The organism is Streptomyces sp. NPDC053048, assembly GCF_044547045.1.
Lineage (GTDB): Bacteria > Actinomycetota > Actinomycetes > Streptomycetales > Streptomycetaceae > Streptomyces.
The window spans coordinates 13,519-34,409 of sequence record NZ_JBITZS010000014.1; the positions used below are offsets into that span (position 1 = coordinate 13,519).

22 protein-coding genes are annotated in these 20,891 nt (G+C 69.9%); 13 read left to right on the forward strand and 9 right to left on the reverse strand.

Features of this window, described 5'->3' with window-relative positions:
* Positions 1–36 precede the first annotated feature (36 nt).
* The 4 genes from ACIG36_RS30685 to ACIG36_RS30700 all read left to right on the forward strand — a co-directional run bounded on the left by ACIG36_RS30685 (position 37) and on the right by ACIG36_RS30700 (position 3,714).
* A complete protein-coding gene (locus ACIG36_RS30685) occupies positions 37–393 on the forward strand; it encodes a hypothetical protein (protein ID WP_399934956.1) in 357 nt (118 codons plus the stop codon).
* 63 nt (positions 394–456) lie between these two features.
* The gene (locus tag ACIG36_RS30690; RefSeq protein ID WP_399934959.1) at positions 457–1,020 is read left to right on the forward strand and encodes a PadR family transcriptional regulator; all 564 of its coding nucleotides are present in this window, start codon (positions 457–459) and stop codon (positions 1,018–1,020) included.
* 75 nt (positions 1,021–1,095) lie between these two features.
* Complete coding sequence (locus tag ACIG36_RS30695; RefSeq protein ID WP_399934962.1) at positions 1,096–2,817, forward strand: acyl-CoA dehydrogenase family protein; 1,722 nt, start codon at positions 1,096–1,098, stop codon at positions 2,815–2,817.
* A gap of 69 nt (positions 2,818–2,886) precedes the next feature.
* A complete protein-coding gene (locus tag ACIG36_RS30700) occupies positions 2,887–3,714 on the forward strand; it encodes a DUF1206 domain-containing protein (RefSeq protein WP_399934965.1) in 828 nt (275 codons plus the stop codon).
* A 67-nt stretch (positions 3,715–3,781) separates the two neighbouring features.
* On the opposite strand, the gene ACIG36_RS30705 is transcribed toward ACIG36_RS30700, so the two are convergent.
* Positions 3,782–4,279 carry a hypothetical protein gene (locus tag ACIG36_RS30705; RefSeq protein WP_399934968.1) on the reverse strand — a complete coding sequence of 166 codons (498 nt, stop codon included), beginning with the start codon at positions 4,277–4,279 and terminating at the stop codon, positions 3,782–3,784.
* Between the two features lie 209 nt (positions 4,280–4,488).
* Positions 4,489–5,391, reverse strand: coding sequence for a GNAT family N-acetyltransferase (locus tag ACIG36_RS30710; RefSeq protein WP_399934971.1), 903 nt, complete (start codon positions 5,389–5,391; stop codon positions 4,489–4,491).
* Between the two features lie 343 nt (positions 5,392–5,734).
* Here ACIG36_RS30710 and rox point away from each other — a divergent pair, with 343 nt between their 5' ends.
* A complete protein-coding gene (rox, locus tag ACIG36_RS30715; protein WP_399934974.1) occupies positions 5,735–7,162 on the forward strand; it encodes a rifampin monooxygenase in 1,428 nt (475 codons plus the stop codon).
* Between the two features lie 58 nt (positions 7,163–7,220).
* On the opposite strand, the gene ACIG36_RS30720 is transcribed toward rox, so the two are convergent.
* The 3 genes from ACIG36_RS30720 to ACIG36_RS30730 are packed head-to-tail and all read right to left on the reverse strand — an operon-like array spanning position 7,221 to position 10,212.
* On the reverse strand, positions 7,221–8,306 hold the full coding sequence (locus tag ACIG36_RS30720) for a M14 family metallopeptidase (RefSeq protein WP_399934977.1): 1,086 nt from the start codon (positions 8,304–8,306) through the stop codon (positions 7,221–7,223).
* Between the two features lie 2 nt (positions 8,307–8,308).
* On the reverse strand, positions 8,309–8,656 hold the full coding sequence (locus ACIG36_RS30725) for a hypothetical protein (RefSeq protein WP_399934980.1): 348 nt from the start codon (positions 8,654–8,656) through the stop codon (positions 8,309–8,311).
* Positions 8,653–10,212: a S8 family peptidase gene (locus ACIG36_RS30730; protein WP_399934983.1), complete on the reverse strand. Its 1,560-nt coding sequence runs from the start codon at positions 10,210–10,212 to the stop codon at positions 8,653–8,655. The genes ACIG36_RS30725 and ACIG36_RS30730 overlap by 4 nt, the downstream gene beginning before the upstream one ends.
* A 229-nt stretch (positions 10,213–10,441) precedes the next feature.
* Here ACIG36_RS30730 and ACIG36_RS30735 point away from each other — a divergent pair, with 229 nt between their 5' ends.
* From ACIG36_RS30735 to ACIG36_RS30755, 5 genes are all read left to right on the forward strand, one after another.
* A complete protein-coding gene (locus ACIG36_RS30735) occupies positions 10,442–11,011 on the forward strand; it encodes a MepB family protein (protein ID WP_399935286.1) in 570 nt (189 codons plus the stop codon).
* 242 nt (positions 11,012–11,253) lie between these two features.
* Entirely contained in the window at positions 11,254–11,772 is a 519-nt protein-coding gene (locus ACIG36_RS30740) for a toxin-antitoxin system HicB family antitoxin (protein WP_399934986.1), read from the forward strand.
* A gap of 111 nt (positions 11,773–11,883) precedes the next feature.
* Positions 11,884–12,726, forward strand: coding sequence for a DUF4097 family beta strand repeat-containing protein (locus tag ACIG36_RS30745; protein WP_399934989.1), 843 nt, complete (start codon positions 11,884–11,886; stop codon positions 12,724–12,726).
* A 71-nt stretch (positions 12,727–12,797) separates the two neighbouring features.
* Positions 12,798–13,862 carry an ATP-binding cassette domain-containing protein gene (locus ACIG36_RS30750; protein ID WP_399934992.1) on the forward strand — a complete coding sequence of 355 codons (1,065 nt, stop codon included), beginning with the start codon at positions 12,798–12,800 and terminating at the stop codon, positions 13,860–13,862.
* Positions 13,859–14,674, forward strand: a complete 816-nt coding sequence (locus ACIG36_RS30755) for an ABC transporter permease (protein WP_399934995.1) — start codon at positions 13,859–13,861, stop codon at positions 14,672–14,674. The genes ACIG36_RS30750 and ACIG36_RS30755 overlap by 4 nt, the downstream gene beginning before the upstream one ends.
* Positions 14,675–14,848: 174 nt before the next feature.
* On the opposite strand, the gene ACIG36_RS30760 is transcribed toward ACIG36_RS30755, so the two are convergent.
* The 3 genes from ACIG36_RS30760 to ACIG36_RS30770 form a co-directional block, all read right to left on the reverse strand.
* Positions 14,849–15,457, reverse strand: coding sequence for a GNAT family N-acetyltransferase (locus ACIG36_RS30760; RefSeq protein WP_399934998.1), 609 nt, complete (start codon positions 15,455–15,457; stop codon positions 14,849–14,851).
* Positions 15,458–15,520: 63 nt separating this feature from the next.
* Complete coding sequence (locus ACIG36_RS30765) at positions 15,521–16,168, reverse strand: response regulator (RefSeq protein WP_399935001.1); 648 nt, start codon at positions 16,166–16,168, stop codon at positions 15,521–15,523.
* Positions 16,153–17,415, reverse strand: coding sequence for a sensor histidine kinase (locus ACIG36_RS30770; protein ID WP_399935004.1), 1,263 nt, complete (start codon positions 17,413–17,415; stop codon positions 16,153–16,155). Before ACIG36_RS30770 ends, ACIG36_RS30765 begins: the two co-directional genes overlap by 16 nt.
* A 149-nt stretch (positions 17,416–17,564) precedes the next feature.
* On the opposite strand from ACIG36_RS30770, the gene ACIG36_RS30775 reads away from it, so the two are divergent.
* On the forward strand, positions 17,565–18,005 hold the full coding sequence (locus ACIG36_RS30775) for a hypothetical protein (RefSeq protein ID WP_399935007.1): 441 nt from the start codon (positions 17,565–17,567) through the stop codon (positions 18,003–18,005).
* Between the two features lie 37 nt (positions 18,006–18,042).
* Here ACIG36_RS30775 and ACIG36_RS30780 read toward each other — a convergent pair whose 3' ends face one another.
* Positions 18,043–18,729 (reverse strand): TetR/AcrR family transcriptional regulator, encoded by a 687-nt coding sequence (locus ACIG36_RS30780; RefSeq protein WP_399935009.1) that lies wholly within the window; start codon positions 18,727–18,729, stop codon positions 18,043–18,045.
* Positions 18,730–18,968: 239 nt separating this feature from the next.
* Here ACIG36_RS30780 and ACIG36_RS30785 point away from each other — a divergent pair, with 239 nt between their 5' ends.
* A complete protein-coding gene (locus ACIG36_RS30785) occupies positions 18,969–20,174 on the forward strand; it encodes an MFS transporter (RefSeq protein WP_399935012.1) in 1,206 nt (401 codons plus the stop codon).
* 87 nt (positions 20,175–20,261) lie between these two features.
* The gene (locus ACIG36_RS30790) at positions 20,262–20,741 is read left to right on the forward strand and encodes a hypothetical protein (protein ID WP_399935015.1); all 480 of its coding nucleotides are present in this window, start codon (positions 20,262–20,264) and stop codon (positions 20,739–20,741) included.
* The last annotated feature ends 150 nt before the right edge of the window (positions 20,742–20,891 follow it).

Sequence of the window (20,891 nt, forward strand, 5' to 3'; positions counted from 1 at the left end):
CCCGCTAATGGATCAAGGAATCGTAGGCTTCGGGCCATGCACACCTCTCTGACGGAGCACGCCCGGTGCCTCTACGACGACGCGTACACGCCGACGACCGCGTGCGGCCGCGACCACCACGAGCAGTACTTCGTCGAGGAGCTCACCTTCGCCGACGCCGACTCGATCCTCGCCATGCTGCGCGGACTGGGCCCGCACGTGGTCGAGGGCCGTCTCCCGGTGTGGATCCGCAATCTCGTCTACCGGCTCCTCCTCCTGCAGCGGCCGGACGACCCGGCGCTGATGCGCGAGGCCGCGGACAGCCTCCACCTGCACGGTCCCTACTGGGACGACATCGCCGCCGACCTCCGGGCACGGGCCGACGCCCTGGAGGCATCCGCGCAGTTCGAGTGAGCCGCGTCTCACCCGGGCGGGCCCCCTTGCCTATGAAACGAGTTGCATACGAGGATCCGGGCCATGGCACTCGAGCACGCGATCCTCGTCTCTCTGCTGGAGCGTCCGGGCTCCGGCTATGAGCTGGCCCGGCGGTTCGAGCGGTCCATCGGGTACTTCTGGACCGCCACGCACCAGCAGATCTACCGCGTCCTCAAGCGCATGGAGGGCGACGGATGGATCGACGTCCGCGAGGTGCCGCAGCAGGGCAGGCCGGACAAAAAGGAATACTCCGTCGCGGCCCCCGGCCGAACCGCCCTCTCGCAGTGGCTGCACGAGCCGATCGAACCCGAGAGCGTCCGGCACGACCTCGCGGTCAAGATCCGCGGCGCCGCCTTCGACGACCCGGCCGCGCTGATCCGCGAGGTCGAGCGGCACCACCGGGCGCACACCGACCGGCTCGCGCACTACCTCGCGGGGGAACTGCGCGACTTCACCGGACCCGAAGCCCCCTCGACGCTCGACGCCGGGCAGGAACTGCAGCACGTCGTCCTGCGCGGCGGCATCGCCTACGAGCGGATGACGCTCGCCTGGCTCGACGACGTACTCGCCACGCTCCACCGGATCCGCCCGGCGGCCGACCGCTGAGCTCGGCAGCGGCCACCCACAGCTCCTCACCCTTCCAAGCGCCACAAGCCCTCCAAGCCGGAAAGGCGAACACCCATGGCCGACCCGCTCCTGTTCAACCCGCGTACGTACGACCCGGCACACTTCGACGCCGAGACCCGCAGGCTGCTGCGCGCCACCGTCGACTGGTTCGAGGAGCGCGGCAAGCGCAAGCTGATCGAGGACTACCGCTCCCGCGCCTGGCTGTCGGACTTCCTCGCCTTCTCGGCCAAGGAGGGGCTGTTCGCCACCTTCCTCACCCCGGCCTCCGCCGCCGGCGAGCAGCAGGACAAGCGCTGGGACACGGCCCGCATCGCCGCCCTCAACGAGATCTTCGGCTTCTACGGCCTCGACTACTGGTACGCGTGGCAGGTCACCATCCTCGGCCTCGGCCCCGTCTGGCAGAGCGACAACGAAGCCGCCCGCGCCCGCGCGGCCGAACTCCTCGCGCAGGGCGAGGTGTTCGCCTTCGGCCTGTCGGAGAAGACCCACGGCGCCGACATCTACTCCACCGACATGCTGCTGGAGCCCGACGGCAACGGCGGATTCCGGGCCAGCGGCTCCAAGTACTACATCGGCAACGGCAACGCCGCCGGTCTCGTGTCCGTCTTCGGCCGCCGCACCGACGTCGAGGGCCCCGACGGCTACGTCTTCTTCGCCGCCGACAGCCGCCACGAGGCGTACCACCTCGTCAAGAACGTCGTCGACTCCTCGAAGTACGTCAGCGAGTTCCGCCTGGAGAACTACCCGGTCGCCGCCGAGGACGTCCTGCACACCGGCCGCGCCGCGTTCGACGCCGCGCTCAACACCGTCAACGTCGGCAAGTTCAACCTGTGCACCGGTGCGATAGGCATCTGCGAGCACGCGATGTACGAGGCCGTCACCCACGCCCACAACCGCATCCTCTACGGCCGCCCCGTGACCGCCTTCCCACACGTGCGCCGCGAGCTGACCGACGCCTACGTCCGCCTCGTCGGGATGAAGCTGTTCAGCGACCGTGCCGTGGACTACTTCCGCTCCGCCGGCCCCGACGACCGCCGCTACCTGCTCTTCAACCCCATGACGAAGATGAAGGTGACCACGGAGGGCGAGAAGGTCATCGACCTGATGTGGGACGTCATCGCGGCCAAGGGCTTCGAGAAGGACACCTACTTCGCCCAGGCCGCCACCGAGATCCGGGGACTGCCCAAGCTCGAGGGCACCGTCCACGTCAACCTCGCGCTGATCCTCAAGTTCATGGGCAACCACCTGCTGAACCCGGCCGAGTACGCGCCCGTGCCGACCCGCCTGGACGCGGCCGACGACGACTTCCTCTTCCGCCAGGGCCCTGCCCGCGGCCTCGGCGCCATCCGCTTCCACGACTGGCGCCCCGCGTTCGACGCGTACGCCCACGTACCGAACGTCGGCCGCTTCCGCGAGCAGGCGGACGCACTGTGCGAGTTCGTGACGACGGCCGCCCCCGACGAGCGACAGAGCCGCGACCTCGACCTCCTCCTGGCCGTCGGCCAGCTGTTCGCGCTCGTCGTGCACGGCCAGCTGATCCTGGAGCAGGCCCGCCTGACCGGCCTCGAGGAGGACGTGCTCGACGAGCTGTTCGCGGTCCTCGTCCGCGACTTCTCCGCGCACGCCGTCGAGCTGCACGGCAAGGACTCGGCCACTGCGGACCAGCAGAGCTGGGCCCTTGGCGCGGTCCGCCGCCCGGTCGCCGACGAGGCCCGCTCGGCCCGCGTCTGGGAGCGCGTGGAGGCGCTGTCGGGGGCGTACGAGATGGCGCCGTGAGGCCGTAGCGTCTTCGGGGCTGCGGGGAGGCACAGCGGCTTCCCGCAGCTCGCGGCGTACGGTGGTGTCATGATGCGGCGGTGGCCGGACGGCAGCGGCGCGCGGGCGGCCCGCGGGGCGGGCACGGCTGTGGCGGCGCGCGCGGGGCTGGTGGCACGCGGGGTGATCTATCTCCTCGTCGGAGTGCTGGCCCTGCGCATCGCGCACACCAGCGGCGGTGACCAGGCGGACCGCGGGGGAGCGGTGCAGGAACTGGCCGGCAGACCTCTCGGCCAGGCGCTGGTCTGGGCAGTGGGGCTCGGGCTGATCGGCATGGCCCTGTGGCGTCTGTCGGAGGCGGTCTTCGGGTCACCGGGCCCTGATGGCCGCAAGGGCGGCCATCGGCTGCTGTCGGCCGTGCGCTTCGTGTTCTACTCCGTCATCGCCGCCTCTGTGATCACCTTCGCGGCGGGCGGGAGCGGCAGCGGCGCCGGTTCGACCGACGAGCAGTCGAGGGATGTCACCGCCAGGGTGCTGGGCTGGCCGGGTGGCCAGGCGCTGATGATCGCCGCCGGGGTGGCGTTGGCGGTCACGGGCGTGTGGATCGGGGTGCGAGCCGCCCTGCGCAGATACCACCGGGACATGAAACTGCCGGACATGTCCTCCGGCGTACGGAGGACGGTGGACGTCCTGGGCGTCGCAGGCGGCGTCTGCCGGGGCCTGGTCTTCGCCACGGCGGGCGGTTTCGCCATCCAGGCGGCCGCCGCCTACGACCCGGCCAAGGCCAAGGGCGTGGACGACACCCTCCGCACTTTCACCGCAACACCGGCGGGCCCCTGGCTCCTCACCGTGGTGGCCGTGGGCCTCGTGCTGTTCGGCCTGTTCTCCTTCGCGATGGCGCGCTGGCGAAGGCTGTGACGTTCCGGCTCCTCAGCCCAGGCCTGAGCGCGAGGTTGCCGGTTCGCGCAGTCGGCGGCCCCGCGACCTACTGGACCAGGCGGAAGTTGTAGCCGCTGTCGATGGTGAAGGTGGTCGCCTCGCCCACGACCGCGGTGCCCTCTCCCGCCTCGAACGACCTGGCCGGGTGGAAGCGGCCCGAAGCGGTCGTGCCCTCGCCGTGCTCGTTGACGTGCGGGGGGCCGACGATCGTGAAGGTCCTGGTCACCGAGAGTTCGGTGGTCCCGCCGGAGCTGTAGGTGATGGTGTCCGTGGTCCTGGTGGTCGTCACGCTGCCCGAGGTCTCGGACGAGCCCTGCATACTGATGGTGGCCGAGATGCGCTGGCCGGCGGACTCGCACTGGAGATCGCCGCTGCCGGTGGCACCCGCGACGATGCCGCCGACCGTCATGGTGAAACTGCCGGAACAGTTCAGGACGACTGTCGCCGCAGCCGCCGGCGTACCGGTGACCACCGACCCGAGCGAGAGCATCGCGGCGGCAGCGGCCGCGCTGACGGCGAGTCGGCGGGACGCATACACGGACATGGCTGTCCTCCTTCACTTCGGTGTGTCCCCGGCCGGGATCCGGCCAGGGCGAAGGAGGGTGCGCACCGTCCTTCCCCGAGTGTGCGCTCGCGAACAACGGGCCGGAATCACTCGTTCAGGTGGCGTTGCTTTCCCTCGGGACCCGGTAGCAACCACTGACACTTGCCGGCCACGGGAGGGCCTCGCCGGACAAGCGCAGCCGCGGGCGGTCAGACGAAGTCGATGCGCTCCTCGCTGACCGGGTACCCCGCCGTCGCGAAATGTGCGGCCATCGGGAAGTTCCCCTGGTCGGTGGCGGCTGCGATACGCGTCGCGCCCCGCGCCACCAGGTCGTGCGTGCACTCGACCAGCAGGTCGTAGGCGTAGCCGTGGCCGCGCTGCTCGGGCAGCACACCGATGAAGCCGATGCAGGGGCCGGACGGGTTGCGGGCGGGCACGTGGAAGCCCACTGTCTCTCCGGCCGGCGTGTAGGCCACGCGCCACCAGTCCCGTGGGGAAGGCATCCAGGTGAGGATGCCGAGGAGTTCCTCGACGGCGCCGTCCTTCCCGTACTCGGCGATCTCGTGCAGGTCGTGGGCGTCCAAGGAGCCTTCCTGGATCCGGCGCACCACGCTCCGGATGACGTTGTCGTCCGGCTCCGGCCGGTACTCCAGGCGCCCGGTGCGCTCGGGGAGCGGGCAGTCGGAGGTCCAGGTGTAGCGGTAGCGTTCGACCAGCTTCCGGAGGCCGGCCGCCTCGGCCGCGGCCATCCGGGACTCGGCCGCGGCCCGCACGTCCGGCTTCCCGCGCCAGCCAGGCGGCAGCAGCAGGCTGTACTCGGCGTGAAAAGGCGCGGTGCGCAGCAGTTGGACAGCGGCCTCGGCGTCGGTGAAGTCGAACCAATCGAGGGCGATGGGCTTCTCGTCCCCGGGCTTGCCCCACCAGGCCGCGCGGGCGACAACGACGCCGTCGCGCAGAGCGACCCAGGTCCATTCGGGCCGGTACCGGCCGCCGTCGGCAATCATGCCGTAGGTGTCGCCGAGGACGGCGCGGCCGACGATGCCCGGGTCGGGCAGGGAGGCGAAGAGAGAGGTCTCGCCCGCGGTGAGCGGACGGATGGTCAGTTCAGTCATGGGTGAAGCGATCCTTCGGGAGAGTGGCGCGCTCCCGGATCAGACCTGGGACGCCCGGTGGAAGGGGCGGGAGCGCGGAACTGTCGTGATGGGCACGGCGCTCGCCTCCTTCCCTGTCATCACGGGCGTGCGCTCACCCTAGGCGCGGTCGCTCGCAGACGTCCAGGCGATTTCCGCGTACGACGCGGACGGCAAAAGACGAAGGCAAGGAGGTCACCCACTCCTTGCCACTCTCAACTTATAGCGCACGGGGGGCCTTGCGGCAAGGCCCGGGTCGTGCCGCAGAATCTCCGGACGAAGCCAGGACCTGCGAAAATCAGGCCTTGTTCAATGGGGGATTCTCATGATTGACGTGATCGTCGCCGGCGGCGGACCGACCGGCTTGATGCTCGCCAGTGAATTGCGGCTGCACGGTGTGCACGTGGTCGTGCTGGAGAAGGAGGCGGAGCCGGCCGGGTATGTCCGCGCGCTCGGCCTGCACGTGCGCAGCGTCGAGGTGATGGACCAGCGTGGTCTGCTCGAGCGGTTCCTCGCGCAGGGGCAGCAGTACGCGGTCGGCGGTTTCTTCGCCGGCATCGGCAAGCCGTGGCCCGACGGGCTGGACACCGCGCATTCGTACGTCCTCGGTATCCCGCAGACGATCACCGATCGCCTGCTGGCCGAGCGTGCCACCGAGCTCGGTGCCGAGATCCGGCGCGGTTGCGAACTGGTCGGGCTGAGCCAGGACGAGGACGGCGTGACCGCCGAACTGGCCGACGGCACGCGGCTGCGCTCGCGCTACCTCGTCGGCTGCGACGGCGGCCGCAGCACGGTGCGCAAGCTGCTCGGTGTCGGCTTCCCCGGCGAGCCCGCCAGGGTCGAGACGCTGCTGGGCGAGATGGAGGTGACCGAGGAGCCGGCGACGGTTGCCGCCGTCGTCGCGGAAGTCCGCAAGACCCAGCTGCGGTTCGGGCTCGGGCCGCTCGGGGACGGGGTCTACCGCGTCGTCGTGCCCGCCGATGGAGTGGCCGAGGACCGCACGGTCCCGCCGACCCTCGAGGAGTTCACGCAGCGGTTGCGGGCCGTCGCGGGCACCGACTTCGGTGTGCACTCGCCGCGCTGGCTCTCCCGCTTCGGCGACGCCACCCGGCAGGCCGAGCACTACCGGGTCGGCCGGGCGCTGCTGGCCGGCGACGCCGCGCACATCCACCCGCCGACCGGCGGGCAGGGGCTCAACATCGGCGTGCAGGACGCGTTCAACCTCGGCTGGAAGCTGGCCGCCGCGGTGGCCGGCTGGGCGCCGGAGGGGCTGCTGGACAGCTACCACGCCGAACGGCACCCGGTGGCCGCCGACGTACTGGACAACACCCGTGCTCAGATGGAGCTGATGTCCCTCGAGCCGGGGGCTCGGGCAGTGCGCCGGCTGGTGTCGGAACTGATGGACTTCGAGGAAGTGAACCGGTACCTGATCGAGAAGATCACCGCGATCGGGGTCCGCTACGACTTCGGCGAGGGCCACGAACTGCTCGGCCGGCGGATGCGGGACGTGCGGCTGAAGCGGGGCCGCCTCTACGAGCTGATGCGCGGCGGCCGCGGGCTGCTCCTGGACCAGACCGGCCGCCTCTCGGTGGAGGGCTGGGCCGACCGGATCGACCACGTCGTCGACGTCAGCGAGGAACTGGACGTCCCCGCGATACTGCTGCGGCCCGACGGACACGTGGCATGGGCCGGCGAGGACCAGCAGGACCTGCTCAGCCGGATACCCAAGTGGTTCGGCGCACCCGTCGGCTGAGCGCGGGTGCTGTCGCTCGCCCCGGTGCGGTCCACCACCGGGCGAGCCCGGCCCCCGTTCACGCCGTGCCGTCGGTGATGTCGTGGACGCCGAGGCCGAAGGCCACGAGCCCCGCCGAGACCTCTCGGATCACGTTCTCGGCTTCGCTGAAGGGGGGCTGGAACGACCGGCCGCACTCGATCGTGAACGCGAACACCTTCGTCGCTCCGGGATCGACGAACTGCCTGCTGAACGCGTAATCGTCACTGGCCCCCGAAGTGGGATACAGGCCGAAGGCCTGCTCGACACCGTAGTCGAGCGAGCGCACGGCGAAGACGGCGTCGTGCATCCGCTGTCCCAGCTTCACAGCGATGTCGAGGTCACGAGCGGTGATGAACTCACCGATCCCGTCGTTCCGCCGGCCACGCACCGGGTCGAGTGCGGGGTTCCTGAAGGTGTCGGTGGCTTTGGCGCTCTGGTTCTGGTCGGAGCCCCAGCTGTGCAGGATGACCGGGACCGCACTGTGCACGTCGACGTGCCACCGGATGCGCGGGAAGCTGTCCAGGACCCACACGACGTTCCGTGTCTCGGGCTCGGAGCCGACCGACGGCCCTCGGTAGACCTCCGGGTCGCATGGGTCGGCCGAGGTGCGGACGCCGGAATCGGGAGCGAACTTGGCCGCGTGGTCCCAGAGGAAGTCGAAGTTCCGATTGAGGTCGACGCCCACGCAGGACGGTGCGCCCAGGCCCGGGGGCGCAGGTCTGCGGTTCTTCCGCCAGTTTCCCGACACGGTCTGGCTGTGTGCCCGGCCGTCGGGATTGGCGCAGGGGAAGAAGAACAGGTTGACGGTGTCCATCAGCTTCGTGATCTCCGCGGCCGTGAAGGACGTACCGCCATAGCGCAGCCCGGTACCTCCTGCGTGTGCTTCGAGCAGGTCGGCGGCCAGGGAGACGATCGCATCGGGTGGAACCCATTCGCGGGCGTGCAGACCACCGAGCACCAGGATTCCGTCTGCCGCGTCGGCGGGCCTGCTGCTCACCCGCAGCAGATGGGTCGTACGGCCCTCGTGGGTGGCGTGGGGGGTTTCGATGACCTGAGTCGTCGCGGGGTAGGCGACGTTGAGATTGGTCATCGCCGATTCGATCTCGGCCACGTTGAGGTACACGCTCACTCCTTCTGCCCGAGACCACGGGGGTAATCCCCCCGGCGGGCGAAGCGGTTGCCTTCTCCTACCTCCTGGACCCGGGCATGCCAGTTCTCCGTGACGTTCTCGACCGGAGTGATGGTCACCGCGGCAGCCGATCGAGCCGATCGGGCCCGATCGAGCTGCCTCTCCTGGAAGTAGAGGTCGATGCCCACTCCTTCATCCGTCTCCCGTGCCACGGGTCGGCAGCCGGTGTCCGGACGCACTTCGTCGATGAATTCCCGTAGCGCCTCGACGGTCGGAGCCACCACGTGGCACCGGACGACCGACTCGTTCTCGACCGACTGGTTCTCGACAGCGTGCTCACTCATGGGGGAGTAATCCCCCCTGCGACCATCGCCCCGAGGGTGACGGCCCTGGAGGCGTTGACGCGCCCGAAACCATAGTCGTCGTTGTGGCCGTTCGCGTCATAGACGACGCCGCCTACCTTGTCCGCCGATTGATGCATCACCTCGCGAAGCTGGTCACGCGTGAGACCCGGGCTCTTCGACAACGCCAGTGCGGCGCAGCCGGCAGCGCAGGGTGCGGCGAAGCTGGTTCCCGTGGCGGTCCCGTACGCATCGCCGGGAGTCGTGCTGAAAACCTTCACACCGGGGGCGATCAGTTCGACTTCGGGGCCCCGGGCCGCGTTGTCCTCGAGGTCCTTTCGGTCGGACCGCACCACCGCGATCACATCCGGGTGCGAGACGACCTCGTCCGCCATGATGTCGACGTTCGTGCCGTTGCTCGCCGCCCAGAAGATCGCCAGCCCTTTGCCCTGCCGGCCATGGGCGGCGGCTCCTTCGAGGGCGATTTCGAGCGTGGTGGTCAGATCCCATGCTGCTATGTTCGGCCCCAGGCTGCTCACGAGTATGTCGGCCCCGTCGGACGGGTCGGCATCCGGAACCTCCGTCGCGGGATTCCCCGCGTATGCCACGGCCCTGGCCAGGGTGGTCTGCGTCCCCACCTGGTCGGGCAGGCAAGCCACCAGCATCAGCTCGCACTCGGGCGCGGCACCGACACCACCGCGGTCGTTGTCCTTCCGGGCCCCGGCCATCCCGGCACAGAGGGTGCCGTGCCGGTCGCGCTCCATCCCCACGGTGTTCTGAGTGAAGGTCGTGCCGACCACGCCGGTGCTGTAGAAGCCCGACATCGGACCCACGCCGGCCGCGAGGTCCTCGTGGTCGGCGTCGAAACCGTTGTCTATCACCGCAACCCGCACGCCGTTTCCCAGGGTCTTGTCCCACGCCGGTTCGATGTGGACGTCGGCGTCGGGCACGCCCCCGTTGGCACCGGTGTTGCGCCACTGCCATTGCTCGGAGTATTTCGGGTCGGACGGGCGGAGTCTTTGTGGAACGTGCTCGACGAACGATGGTTCGGCGAAGACGAATTTCGGGTTCTCGTGCAGGTGCGTCGACGCCTCAAGGGCATCTCCGGCGGACCGCGTGCGGACCTCGTAAAGGTTGTCCGCGAAATTGAGCTTGTTGACGACCGTCAGATCTGCTGCCTCCAGTTCTCCCTCCGCTTCCGCCTGTGACAGCGAGGGAACCAGTTGGACGTTCAACAGGTCGGTGGCGATACCCACTCGTCCGTCGGGCCGCCGTATGACCTTGCCCACCGATTCGGCGCCGGCGATCTCCTCACGCCCGTCGAGAGCCTCGAGGGCCCGCTCGCTGGGTCTGACGAACATCCAGTTGGCTCGCTCGAAGGCGTCGGCGGTCTCGTCGTCGATGTCGGCCTCACGCAAAGCCGCCCGGTCGGCGGTCTCCAAAGCGGCTTCTTCTGCTACCGCTTGGCGTTGATTGTCCGCACCGACCTGGACCGCGACGACATCGTCCAGTTGTTCCACCTCGACCAGGCGGTCGCGGCGGTAGTAGTGACGCATCATGCCCACCTCACCTCACCGGTGGGGCTGTGTGTGATAGCGGCGATCCACGGAACAGTGGTGCCACCTGCCTCATCTCCAGTCTCTGCTCCCTCACGTCACCGTGCAAGAACCGTGTCCCCGCTGGATGCTGTCCTGATCGGCCGCCATGACCCGTCCCTACCGCGGCAGGTCCGGATGGGCGAGCCGATTCGTTCGTGAGTTCGATACCTGGCAGGATGCGGGAATGACGATGAAGAGTGCGGTCCCCTCGGAATCGGGCGCCCGTGGGCCAGAGCCTTGGCCCCGCGAGTCGGGGATCCCCGTTGATCTGCAGAGGGCGAAGACGCTGGCGTACGACCCGAGTGGGTTCACGTGCTCGCAGCCGGTGCCCGAAGTGGAGAGCGTCGAGTACGGGGCATGCGAGTTCACGCTGGACGGCCTCTCGGTCAGGTTCCGCGTGGCCAAGACGACACCGACGAAGGTCGGCCAGTTCGTCACGGTCTGGAAGAGGTCCGCGAGCGGGCCGATCCAGCCCTTCGATGCCGAGGACCCCATTGACCTTTTCGTCATCAGCACTCGCGACGGCGCTCGGTTCGGGCAGTTCGTGTTCCCGCGGGACGTGCTCCGTGAACGGGGCATCCTGTCCACGAACGGTTCCGGTGGGAAGCGGGCGTTCCGCGTCTATCCGCCGTGGGTGAACACCACCAACCGCCAGGCCCGCAACACCCAGGCCTGGCAGGTGAACCACTTCCTCCGGCTGCCCGAGGACGGGCCCATCGACATTCCCCGCGCCCACGCCCTCTACCACCCCATGGGGTAGGCCACCTTCGTATGGCATCGCATGGCGCCACATGACGCCAGGTGGCGCTGCCTGGTGCCATGTGGTGCCACCTCGGCGCCATTCCGCGCCTCCGCAGGTGCATGAGTGGCCATGGCGCCATAGCGGCCGAGCCCGCCCTCTTTCGCGTTTTCGCAGGTGAGGCGGGCTCCATCCGCAAGTCCGGTCACGCAAGGTGCCACCCGGGCTTGCGTATGGCGCCATCGTGGTGCCATGATGACGTCATGGACCTCACCCCGTATGTCGACACCCTCCGCCGCGAACTCGCGGTGGCCGCCGAAGCCGGTGGCGACGAAGCACGCGAGCTGGCCGAGAGGCTCACCGCTCCTCTGGAGTCGGCGACCCGGCTGACCATGCTCAACGTGCTCTCCGCCGCGATGGACGAGATCACCCGTGAGCTCGCCCCCGGCTCGGTCGACGTACGGCTGCGCGGGCTGGACCCCGACTTCGTGGTGACGCCGCCGCCCGCCGACAGCGGCGCCCTCGCGGAGCCGGCCGGGCCCGTCGAACCGTTCAGAGCCACGGCTCCGGCAGACGGCGAGGAAGGCGGCACCGCCCGCGTCAACCTGCGTCTGCCGGCCCACCTCAAGGCCCGCGCCGAGGAGGCCGCGAGCCGTGAGGGCCTGTCGGTCAACGCGTGGCTCGTGCGTGCCGTGTCGGCCGCGGTCGACGGCGGCACCCGGCCGCGTACGACGGAGAAGACCCGGACCATCGGGCAGAGCTTCACGGGCTGGGCGCGCTAGCCGCGCTCCTCCCCCGCATTACTGCAACCGCATCACTTCACCCGCACCACCTCATCCACACCGCGTCCCACCAGCGGGGACGTTCCCATGACTCAAGAGGACGGGACAGCCATGCCTTCTTTCGACACTCCCGAACCGATCTCGGCCACGGCGCGCGTGGAGGCCGGTTCCATCCAGTTCGTCGCGGGCGACCGCCTCGACACCGTCGTCGAGGTGCGGCCCCGCGACCCGAAGAAGGACCGGGACGTGCGGGCGGCCGACCAGACCGAGGTCACGTACGCGAGTGGCGTACTGACCGTCAGGACGCCCAAGGCCAATCCGTTCGGCCGCCCCGGCATCGTCGATGTGACGGTCGAACTGCCCACCGGCTCGCACATCGACATGACCGGCGCCTGGACCCAGGTGCTCGGCGAGGGCCGGCTCGGCGAGGCCCGCGTGAAGGTCTCGTCCGGCGACGTCCGCCTCGACGCCACCGGCCCGCTGAAGCTGACCGCCTCCCACGGCTCGATCACCGTGGACCGGGTCGAGGGCATGGCCGAGATCACCACCAGCACCGGCAGCCTGCGCGTCGGCACCGTCGACGGCCCCGGCGTCCTGAAGAATTCGCACGGCACCACGATCGTCGGCGCCGTGACCGGTGAGCTGCGGGTGAGCAACGCCAACGGCGACATCGAGATCCGGCGCGCCGAGGACTCGGTCACCGCCACCACCGCCCATGGCACCGTACGCGTGGGCGAAGTGGCCCGGGGCACCGCTCAGTTGGAGACCTCCTACGGCGCCATCGAGGTCGGCGTGCGCGAGGGCACCGCCGCCTGGCTCGACGTCAGCTCGGGCTCCGGCCAGGTGCGCAACAGGCTCAGCGCGTCCGAGGCCCCGGAGAAGACCGAGGAAACCGTCAAGATCCGCGCGCGTACCCGGTACGGCAACATCGACATCCTCCGCGCCAAGGTCTGAGCCCACAACCCCGACCGGCCCCGCTTCCGCTCCCGCTACCCACTCACTTCAGCCTTCGAACGGAGGGCTTCATGCCTTCTTTTGTCATGCCCACATCCAACATGGATGTCGGTCATCTGTCACCGGCCGCCATCTCCGTCGTCGGTCTGCGCAAGTCGTACGGCGACAAGACCGTCCTCGACGGCATCGATCTGCGGATCCCGGCCGGGTCGGTGTTCGCGCTGCTCGGGCCCAACGGTGCCGGCAAGACCACCGTCGTGAAGATCCTGTCCACGCTCATCACCGCCGACGGCGGACAGGCCCAGGTCGCGGGGCACGACATCGCCACGTCACCGGACGGGGTGCGCGCCGCAATCGGCGTCACCGGACAGTTCTCCGCCGTCGACGGGCTGATCACCGGTGAGGAGAACATGCTCCTCATGGCGGACCTGCACCACCTGTCCAAGCGCGAGGGGCGGCGGGTCGCCGCCGAACTGCTGGAGCGCTTCGACCTGGTGGAGGCGGCGAAGAAGCCCGCCTCCACCTACTCCGGCGGCATGAAGCGCCGCCTCGACATCGCCATGACCCTGGTCGGCAACCCGCGGATCATCTTCCTCGACGAGCCGACCACCGGCCTCGACCCGCGCAGCCGCCACAACATGTGGGGCATCATCCGCGAGCTGGTCTCCGACGGGGTGACGGTCTTCCTGACCACGCAGTACCTGGAGGAGGCCGACGAACTCGCCGACCGCATCGCGGTGCTGAACGACGGCACGATCGCCGCCGAGGGCACCGCCGAGGAGCTGAAGCGGATCGTCCCGGGCGGGCATGTGCGGCTGCGGTTCTCCGACCCGTCCGCGTATCGGAGCGCCGCCCACGCGCTGCGCGAGGTCACCCTCCCCCAAACTCTCGGCTTCGCCCGAGCGGTCGCTCGAGCGATGAGTGCCCCCGAAGAGGCGCTGTCACTGCGGATCCCCAGCGACGGCAGCCAGCGGGAGCTGCGCTCCATCCTCGACTGGCTGGACGCGGTCGGCATCGAGGCGGACGAGCTGACAGTGCACACACCCGACCTCGACGACGTCTTCTTCGCCCTCACCGGCTCCAACCAGCCGAAGCAGCCGAACCAGCCGAACCAGCCGAAGGAGGCTGTCCGATGAGCTCCCCTCTGACTCCCGCCCGCCCGGCCCGGATCTCCCTCGCCGTGCGCGACTCGTCCACGATGCTCCGCCGCAACCTCCTGCACGCCCGGCGTTACCCGTCCCTCACCCTCAATCTGCTGCTGACGCCGATCGTCCTGCTGTTGCTCTTCGTCTACATCTTCGGTGACGTGATGAGCGCGGGCATGGGCGGCGGCGCCGACCGCTCCGAGTACATCGCCTACGTCGTGCCGGGCATCCTGATGATGACCATCGGAGGGACCGTGGTCGGGACCGCGGTGTCCGTCTCCAACGACATGACCGAGGGCATCATCGCCCGCTTCCGCACGATGGCGATCCATCGCGGGTCCGTGCTCGTCGGGCACGTCATCGGCAGCGTGCTGCAGTCGGTCGCCAGCGTGGTCCTCGTGGGTGCCGTCGCCGTGGCGATCGGCTTCCGGTCCACGGATGCCACGGCCCTGGAGTGGCTGGCGGCGTTCGGGCTGATGGCGCTGGTCGCCCTGGCGCTCACCTGGATCGCGGTCGGAATGGGCATGGTCAGCCCCAACGCGGAGGCGGCCAGCAACAACGCGCTGCCGCTGATCGTCCTGCCGCTCATCTCGAGCGCCTTCGTCCCGGTCGACGCGATGCCGGGCTGGTTCCAGCCGATCGCCGAGTACCAGCCGTTCACGCCGGCCATCGAGACCTTGCGCGGCCTGCTGCTCGGCAGCGAGATCGGGCACAACGGGTGGCTCGCGGTCGCCTGGTGCCTGGTTCTCTCCGCGCTCGGCTACTTCTGGTCGAAGGCGGTCTTCAACCGCGATCCGAAGTAGCCGGGACGACCGCGCGGGCCACCTCCCGCAACTCGTCCCGCCGGAGGGCGGCGTACCCCGACACCACGTCGGCGTACGCCGCCCCGTCCGCGTTCGGCCGCACGCGCCCGGCCGCACGTGCCCGCCCGCACGCGCCCGCCCGGTCGGCTCCGAGCCGGTCGGCCAGATCCGGGCCTACCGACGGACGTCCCCGCGCGCCTCCCGCCACATCGACCAGAGGGTCGGGCCGCCCCCGGGTACGTGGATCTCGCCCCGCACGGTGAACCCGAACCGCTCGTAGAAGCCGATGTTGGCCTCCTTCGACGATTCGAGGTGGGCCGGCAGTCCGGCCGCGTCCGCCTTGGCCAGGCCCGACAGCAGCAGGGCGGCGCCGTGGCCGTTGCCCTGGGCCGCCGGGTCGGCGCCGAGCACCGCCAGGTACCAGTGGGGCTCCCGGGGAGTCGCCTCGCCGACCAGTTCCAGCATCTCTCCCAGCCGGGGCGCATGCTCGCCCAGCAGCCCGTTGATGCGGGCCAGCGTCCCCTCGTCCGGGTGCTGCTCGGCCGTGCCGGGCGGTGTCCAGAACGCCGCTGCCGCGTCGGTGCGTTCACAGTGACCGAGCGGGCCGTACTTGTGCGTCAGCATGACGTCGAACCACTGGGCGAGACGGTCCTCGCGCCCTTCCACGTCAGGGAAGAGCCAGAGCATCATCGGGTCGTCCCCGAAAGCGCGGGCCAGGATGCGGGTGATCTCAGGAGCGTCGGCGACGCTCTCGATCGGCTTGGGTGTGTTCGGTGACTGCATGCGGCCACCGTAGATTCCAAGATCTTTCCAGCACATCGGTCGTCCTGCCGATTACTGCTCAGGTCAGGGCTTGTTCAGGTACGTGAGGACGGCGCGCACGCGGCGGTTGGTGTTGTCGTCATCGGTGATGCCGAGCTTGCCGAACATGGAGGTGGTGTACTTGCCGATGGCGCTCTCGCTGAGGAAGAGACGGTGGCCGATGGCCTGGTTGGACAGTCCCTCGGCCATGAGGCCCAGCACGGAGTACTCGCGTTCGGTCAGCCGCTCCAGTCCCCGGTCCGGGGAACCGTTGGACAACAGTTTCGCGATGACTGCCGGGTCCATGGCGGTCCCGCCGCCCGCGACGCGCTCCAGGGCTCCGATGAACTGGTCGGCGTCGAACACGCTCTCCTTGAGGAGGTAGCCGACGCCTCCGGAGCCGTCGGCCAGGAGCTCCCGGGCGTACAACTGCTCGACGTGCTGGGAGAGGATGAGGACCGGCAGCCCCGGCATCTCGCCGCGGGCGGCGAGGGCCGCCCGCAGTCCCTCGTCCGACTGGGTCGGCGGCATGCGGACGTCGATGACGGACACATCCGGGCGCCACGCCCGCAGCGCGTCGAGCGTCTCCGGTCCGGTGGTCGCGGTCGCCACCACCTGGTGCCCGAACGCCTCGATCAGGCGGACCATCCCGTCGCGCAGGAGGTAGAGGTCTTCGGCTACAACGATTCGCATGGCACCACCATCCTCACACACGTCGGGCCGCCCGCCGGGCTGGTGATCTCCAGAGTGCCGTCGAAGACCGCGAGGCGGCGGCGCAGGCCCGAGAGTCCGCCGCCGGCCCGTACGTCGGCCCCGCCCCGGCCGTCGTCCTCGACCTCGGCGGTGATGCCGGTGTCGTCCCGTGTGAGGGAGACGTGCGCCCGGGATGCCCGAGCGTGCCTGACCGCGTTGGTCAGCAGCTCGGCGACGCCGAAGTAGACGGCGGACTCGATCGGCGGATCCAGGCGCAGCAGCGGGGTGTCGGCGCTGACGGCCACCTCGAGGGGGACGTCCAGGGCGAGAGCGCGGACGGCGTCGACGAGCCCCCGCTCGTTCAGCACCGGCGGGCTGATCCCCCGGATCAGCTCGCGGAGTTCGGCGAGCGAGGCGGTGGCGCCGGCCCGCGCTTCCCGCATCAGCGCCCTGGCCTGGTCGGGGTGGGTCTCCATCAGTTTCTCGGCAGTCGCCAGGGAGAGTCCGAGCGCGACCAGGCGGGCCTGTGCACCGTCGTGCAGGTCCCGCTCGATCCGGCGGATCTCGGCGGCCTGCGCGACCGTCGCGTCCGCACGCTGGGCGGTCAGCTCGTCCACCCGGTCCGCCAGCGCCATTGCGGGCGACGGGCGCAGGAAGCGGACGGCCACCGGCTCGAGGGGCCGCCAGGCGTACGGAGCGGAGGCGAAGGCCACGAGCAGGCCGAGTGCCCCGGCGAGGCGCGCGGCGAACTCCGGCCGGCCGAGACCTAGGACCGCCGCGGCCACCCCGGCCGGCGGGAGGGAGGCGACCACGCCCGCGGTGAGCGGCGCGATCCCGGTGAAGCGCAGATCACGCCAGTTGGCGGGATCGTTCCACCGGACCCGCCACTTCTGGTCCAGAAGGGCGTCCCGACGACTGCGCTCGTAGGAGAAGCCGTTCCACCAGTACCCGGTCGACATCCGCGTCACCGGCCCGGCCTGCCGGTACCCGGTGGGGATGACGGTGGCTGTCCACTTCGCGACAAGGAAGCGGACCATCCGGCAGACCGGACGGGACAGGACGAGCGTGCCCGCGCCCGCCAGCACGAATGGCGCGATCCACGACCACGGGTTTCCCGCACCCCACCGGATCCCCAGCGCGACGGCGGCGGCCCATACGGCCGGGACCAGCATGCTGACGGCCGCCACGACGCACGCCCGTAGGAACCCCACGCCGGCGCGCGCCGCCCACGAACCCAGCTGTCTCATTCTCTTCCTTCGCTTTCCGTCCGATGCTTCCACTGTGCACCGTGCGGGGCCTGCCGCTGCCCTGGTCAGCGGGGGAGTGGGGCTGTCCCCACCTGCCCGTGGGCCCAGGCCGATACCGCGCAGGCCAAGCGCTTCGTAGCGTCGGCGACATGGAAACCAACACGCACACGACGACCGGGGCGGCACTCCTCGACGACCCCCGCGTCCAAGGCCGCTTCGATACCGCGAAGGGCAGCATCAAGGTGTACGGCGCCCTCAGCGCCCTCGCCCTCGTGGCGGTCGTCGTGGTGGCGAGCAGCGGTCATACGGTCAACACGTTCATGTGGGTCCGGGCAGTCCTGCTGCCTGTAGTCGCCGTGCTGCTCTACCGGATGACCGCTTCCGCTTCCCGGGGGTCCCGACGGGCCTTCGAGCGCGTGAGCGCCCTCGCCGTCGTCATGCCGATCGCGATCATCGGCGTCGACCTGATCCCGGGGATCTGCCCGCCGTGGTACGCCGTGACGCAGGTCATCTGCATGCTGCCCGTCATCCGGGTCATGCTCCTCACCCGTGGCTCCGCACTCCGCGCCGCCTTCCCGAAGGGGCGCTGACCAGGGCTGCGAGCAGGGCCGTAGCGGCGTCGAGCCTTCAGGCCGGTGAGCTGAACGTCGGTGATCCCGCGGGGCCGGGGTGTGTCTGCGGGGTGTGCTTCTGGTGGGGCAGCCGGCCGAGGCCGGGGTCGCCGAGGGCGCGGTGGGTGAGTTCGAGGACCTTGGCGATGAGCTGGTCGGTGTCGATGTCGTCGCCGGTGCTGATGAGGTCGTCCAGGAGGCCGTCGGTCGCGTGGTAGATCATGCGGAAGGCCGTGCTCGGGTCGAGGGCCTGGAAGGCGCCGGCCTGGGCGCCCTGGGTGACGAAGGCGCAGATGAGGTCGATGACCCGCTGGTTGGCCTGTTTGCAGATCTCCAGGGCCTTGGCGTTGGCCGAGCCGTAGACGATGCGGTGGAGTTCGGCGTTGCGCACGGCGTGGTCGATGAGGGTGGACAGCAGGCGGTCGATCGTCGGCCACCAGGCCGCGCCCTCGCCGAGGATGCTCTGCGTGGTGGTGACGATGGCGTCGACGTAGCGCTCCCACAGGGCGCCGAGCAGGTGGTCCTTGGAGTCGAAGTACAGGTAGAAGGTGCCCTTGCCGATCTCGGCGGCGTCGGCGAGATCGACGATGGTGGCCTGGTCGAAGCCGATGGTGCCGAAGACCTTCTCGCCTGCCCGCAGGATGTCCTCCCTGCGGTCGTCCTGGCTCTTGGTGACCCGCTTGCGTCGCGTGCGCGATGTCATCGGCACCACACCTCCGTCCAAGCTGCCCTGGGATTCCAGCTGTTCTGGCCGGACTATATATGACCGACCGCCGGTCACGCTGTGACTGACCACCGGTCAATGGTTGACCTCCATCGCTCGAACTGTTTGACTGACCGCCAGTCACTCAAGCGGATGTCTGCCGCTGAGCCGACTGCCGGCCGGCCCGACCCCCGGGGCCGGCCGGCCCCATCACGGTCACCTGCTCTCCTGAGGACACGATGACAACGCAGCACGTCACACCCCCCGCCGTAGTGGACCGGCCGACCGGGAGCCGGGGCAGGTTCTGGGCCATCGCCTACACGCTGCTGTTCTTACTCACCGGGACCAACGTCCCCACGCCCCTCTACCGGGGATTCCAGGAGAAGTTCGGCTTCTCACCGCTCATGGTCACGCTGATCTTCGCGGTCTACGTGGCAGCCCTCGTCCCCTCCCTGCTGATCTTCGGGCCGCTCTCGGACGCCATCGGACGACGCAAAGTCCTCGTCCCGGCCGTGATCGTCGCCGCCCTCGGCTCCGTGGCCTTCGCCCTCGCCACCGACGTCGGCTGGCTCTTCGGCGCACGCCTGCTGCAGGGACTGGCCGTCGGCGCGGCTTCCGGCGCGCTGACCGCCGCTCTGAACGAGGCCGAGCCCACCGGCAACCGACGGCGCGCCGCCCTCGTCTCCACCGTCGCCTCCGTCGGCGGACTCGGCACCGGCCCCCTGCTCGCCGGCATCCTGGCCCAGTACGCGCCCTCGCCCTACAAACTGCCGTTCATCGTCGAGATCGTCCTTCTGATCCCGGCGTTCATCGCCGTGCTGCTCCTGCCGACCACCCGCCCTGCCACCAAGTGGCAGCCCCGGCGCCCGTCGATCCCCCCGTCCGTCCGCGGCGTGTTCGGCACCAGCGGCACGGCCAGCTTCCTCGCCTTCACCGTCGTCGGGCTCTTCCTCGCCCTCGTCCCGACGTACGTCACGAAGCTCTCCGGCAGTGACAACCTGGCCCTCGCCGGCGGCGCGGTCACGCTGATGCTGGCGTGCTCGTGCATCGCCCAGCTCCTCGCCTACGGCAAGAAGGCCCGCGCCCTCCAGGTCACCGGCCTCGCACTCCTCGCCCTCGGGCTCGTCCTGCTCGCCGTAGCTGGCGGCATCTCCTCCCTGCCCCTGCTCCTGATCTCCACCGTGATCGGCGGCGTCGGCCAGGGCATGGCCTTCCTCGGCAGCATCACCGAGGTCAACCGCACCGCACCCCCGGACCGGCACGCGGACGTCATCTCCAGCTTCTACGTCGTCGTCTATCTCGGCGTCGGCGTCCCCGTCATCGGCGTCGGTCTTCTCGCCCGAGTGACCGGACTGCTCGAGGCCGTTCAGTGGTTCACCGCGGTCGTCGCCGTGCTCTGCCTGATCGTTCTGATCGCTCTCGCCCGTCGCAAGCAGCCCGCGTAAGGCCCCGCCCAAGGCCCCGCGTGAGGCCCGCCGTCCCGCACGATCCGACGCCGACCCACCACCCCCTATCCCGGAGAGAAACGACCGATGGACATCACCGATCTCGCCGAGGCCTACCGGCAGCTCGTCAACGCGGCCGAAGGCATCACCGACTCGACGCCGGTCACGGCCACCGAGCGAGCCGACGTCGACTGGCGACTGGCCCACATCGCGCTCAGCGACCGCATCCTGGCGAGCGCGGCACGCGACGTCCTCGGCGGCGCCGAGAGCGTCCTCGTCGACAACCAGCCGGCCATGGACGCCCATGCCATTGCCGGGCTGATCGCCTCCACGACGCACCCGCAGCGCATCGACGCCATGCGCCGCAACGCCGCCGAGCTGATGGACCTGCTCGAGCTGACAGGCGAAGGTGCCGGGAACACCACGGTGCACCTGCGCATTCATGACCGTGACGGCCGGCATGTGTCCGACTCCCGGATGACGTGGTCCGACCTGATCGGCGTCAGGGCGAACCAGAACATTCCCGGCCACGCTGTGCGTCTCGCCGAGCTCGCCGGCCGTGTGTGATCCCGCCTGAGGCGGGTGGGTGCGGTGCCCGAAGGCGCCGTATCCGCCCGCCCCGAGCCGGCCGGTCCACTACACGCGGGTCCAACGACACGCGGGTCCGGGCGGGCCGTTGACCGCTCTGCATGTCCGGCTCGGCCTGCCAAGGGCCGC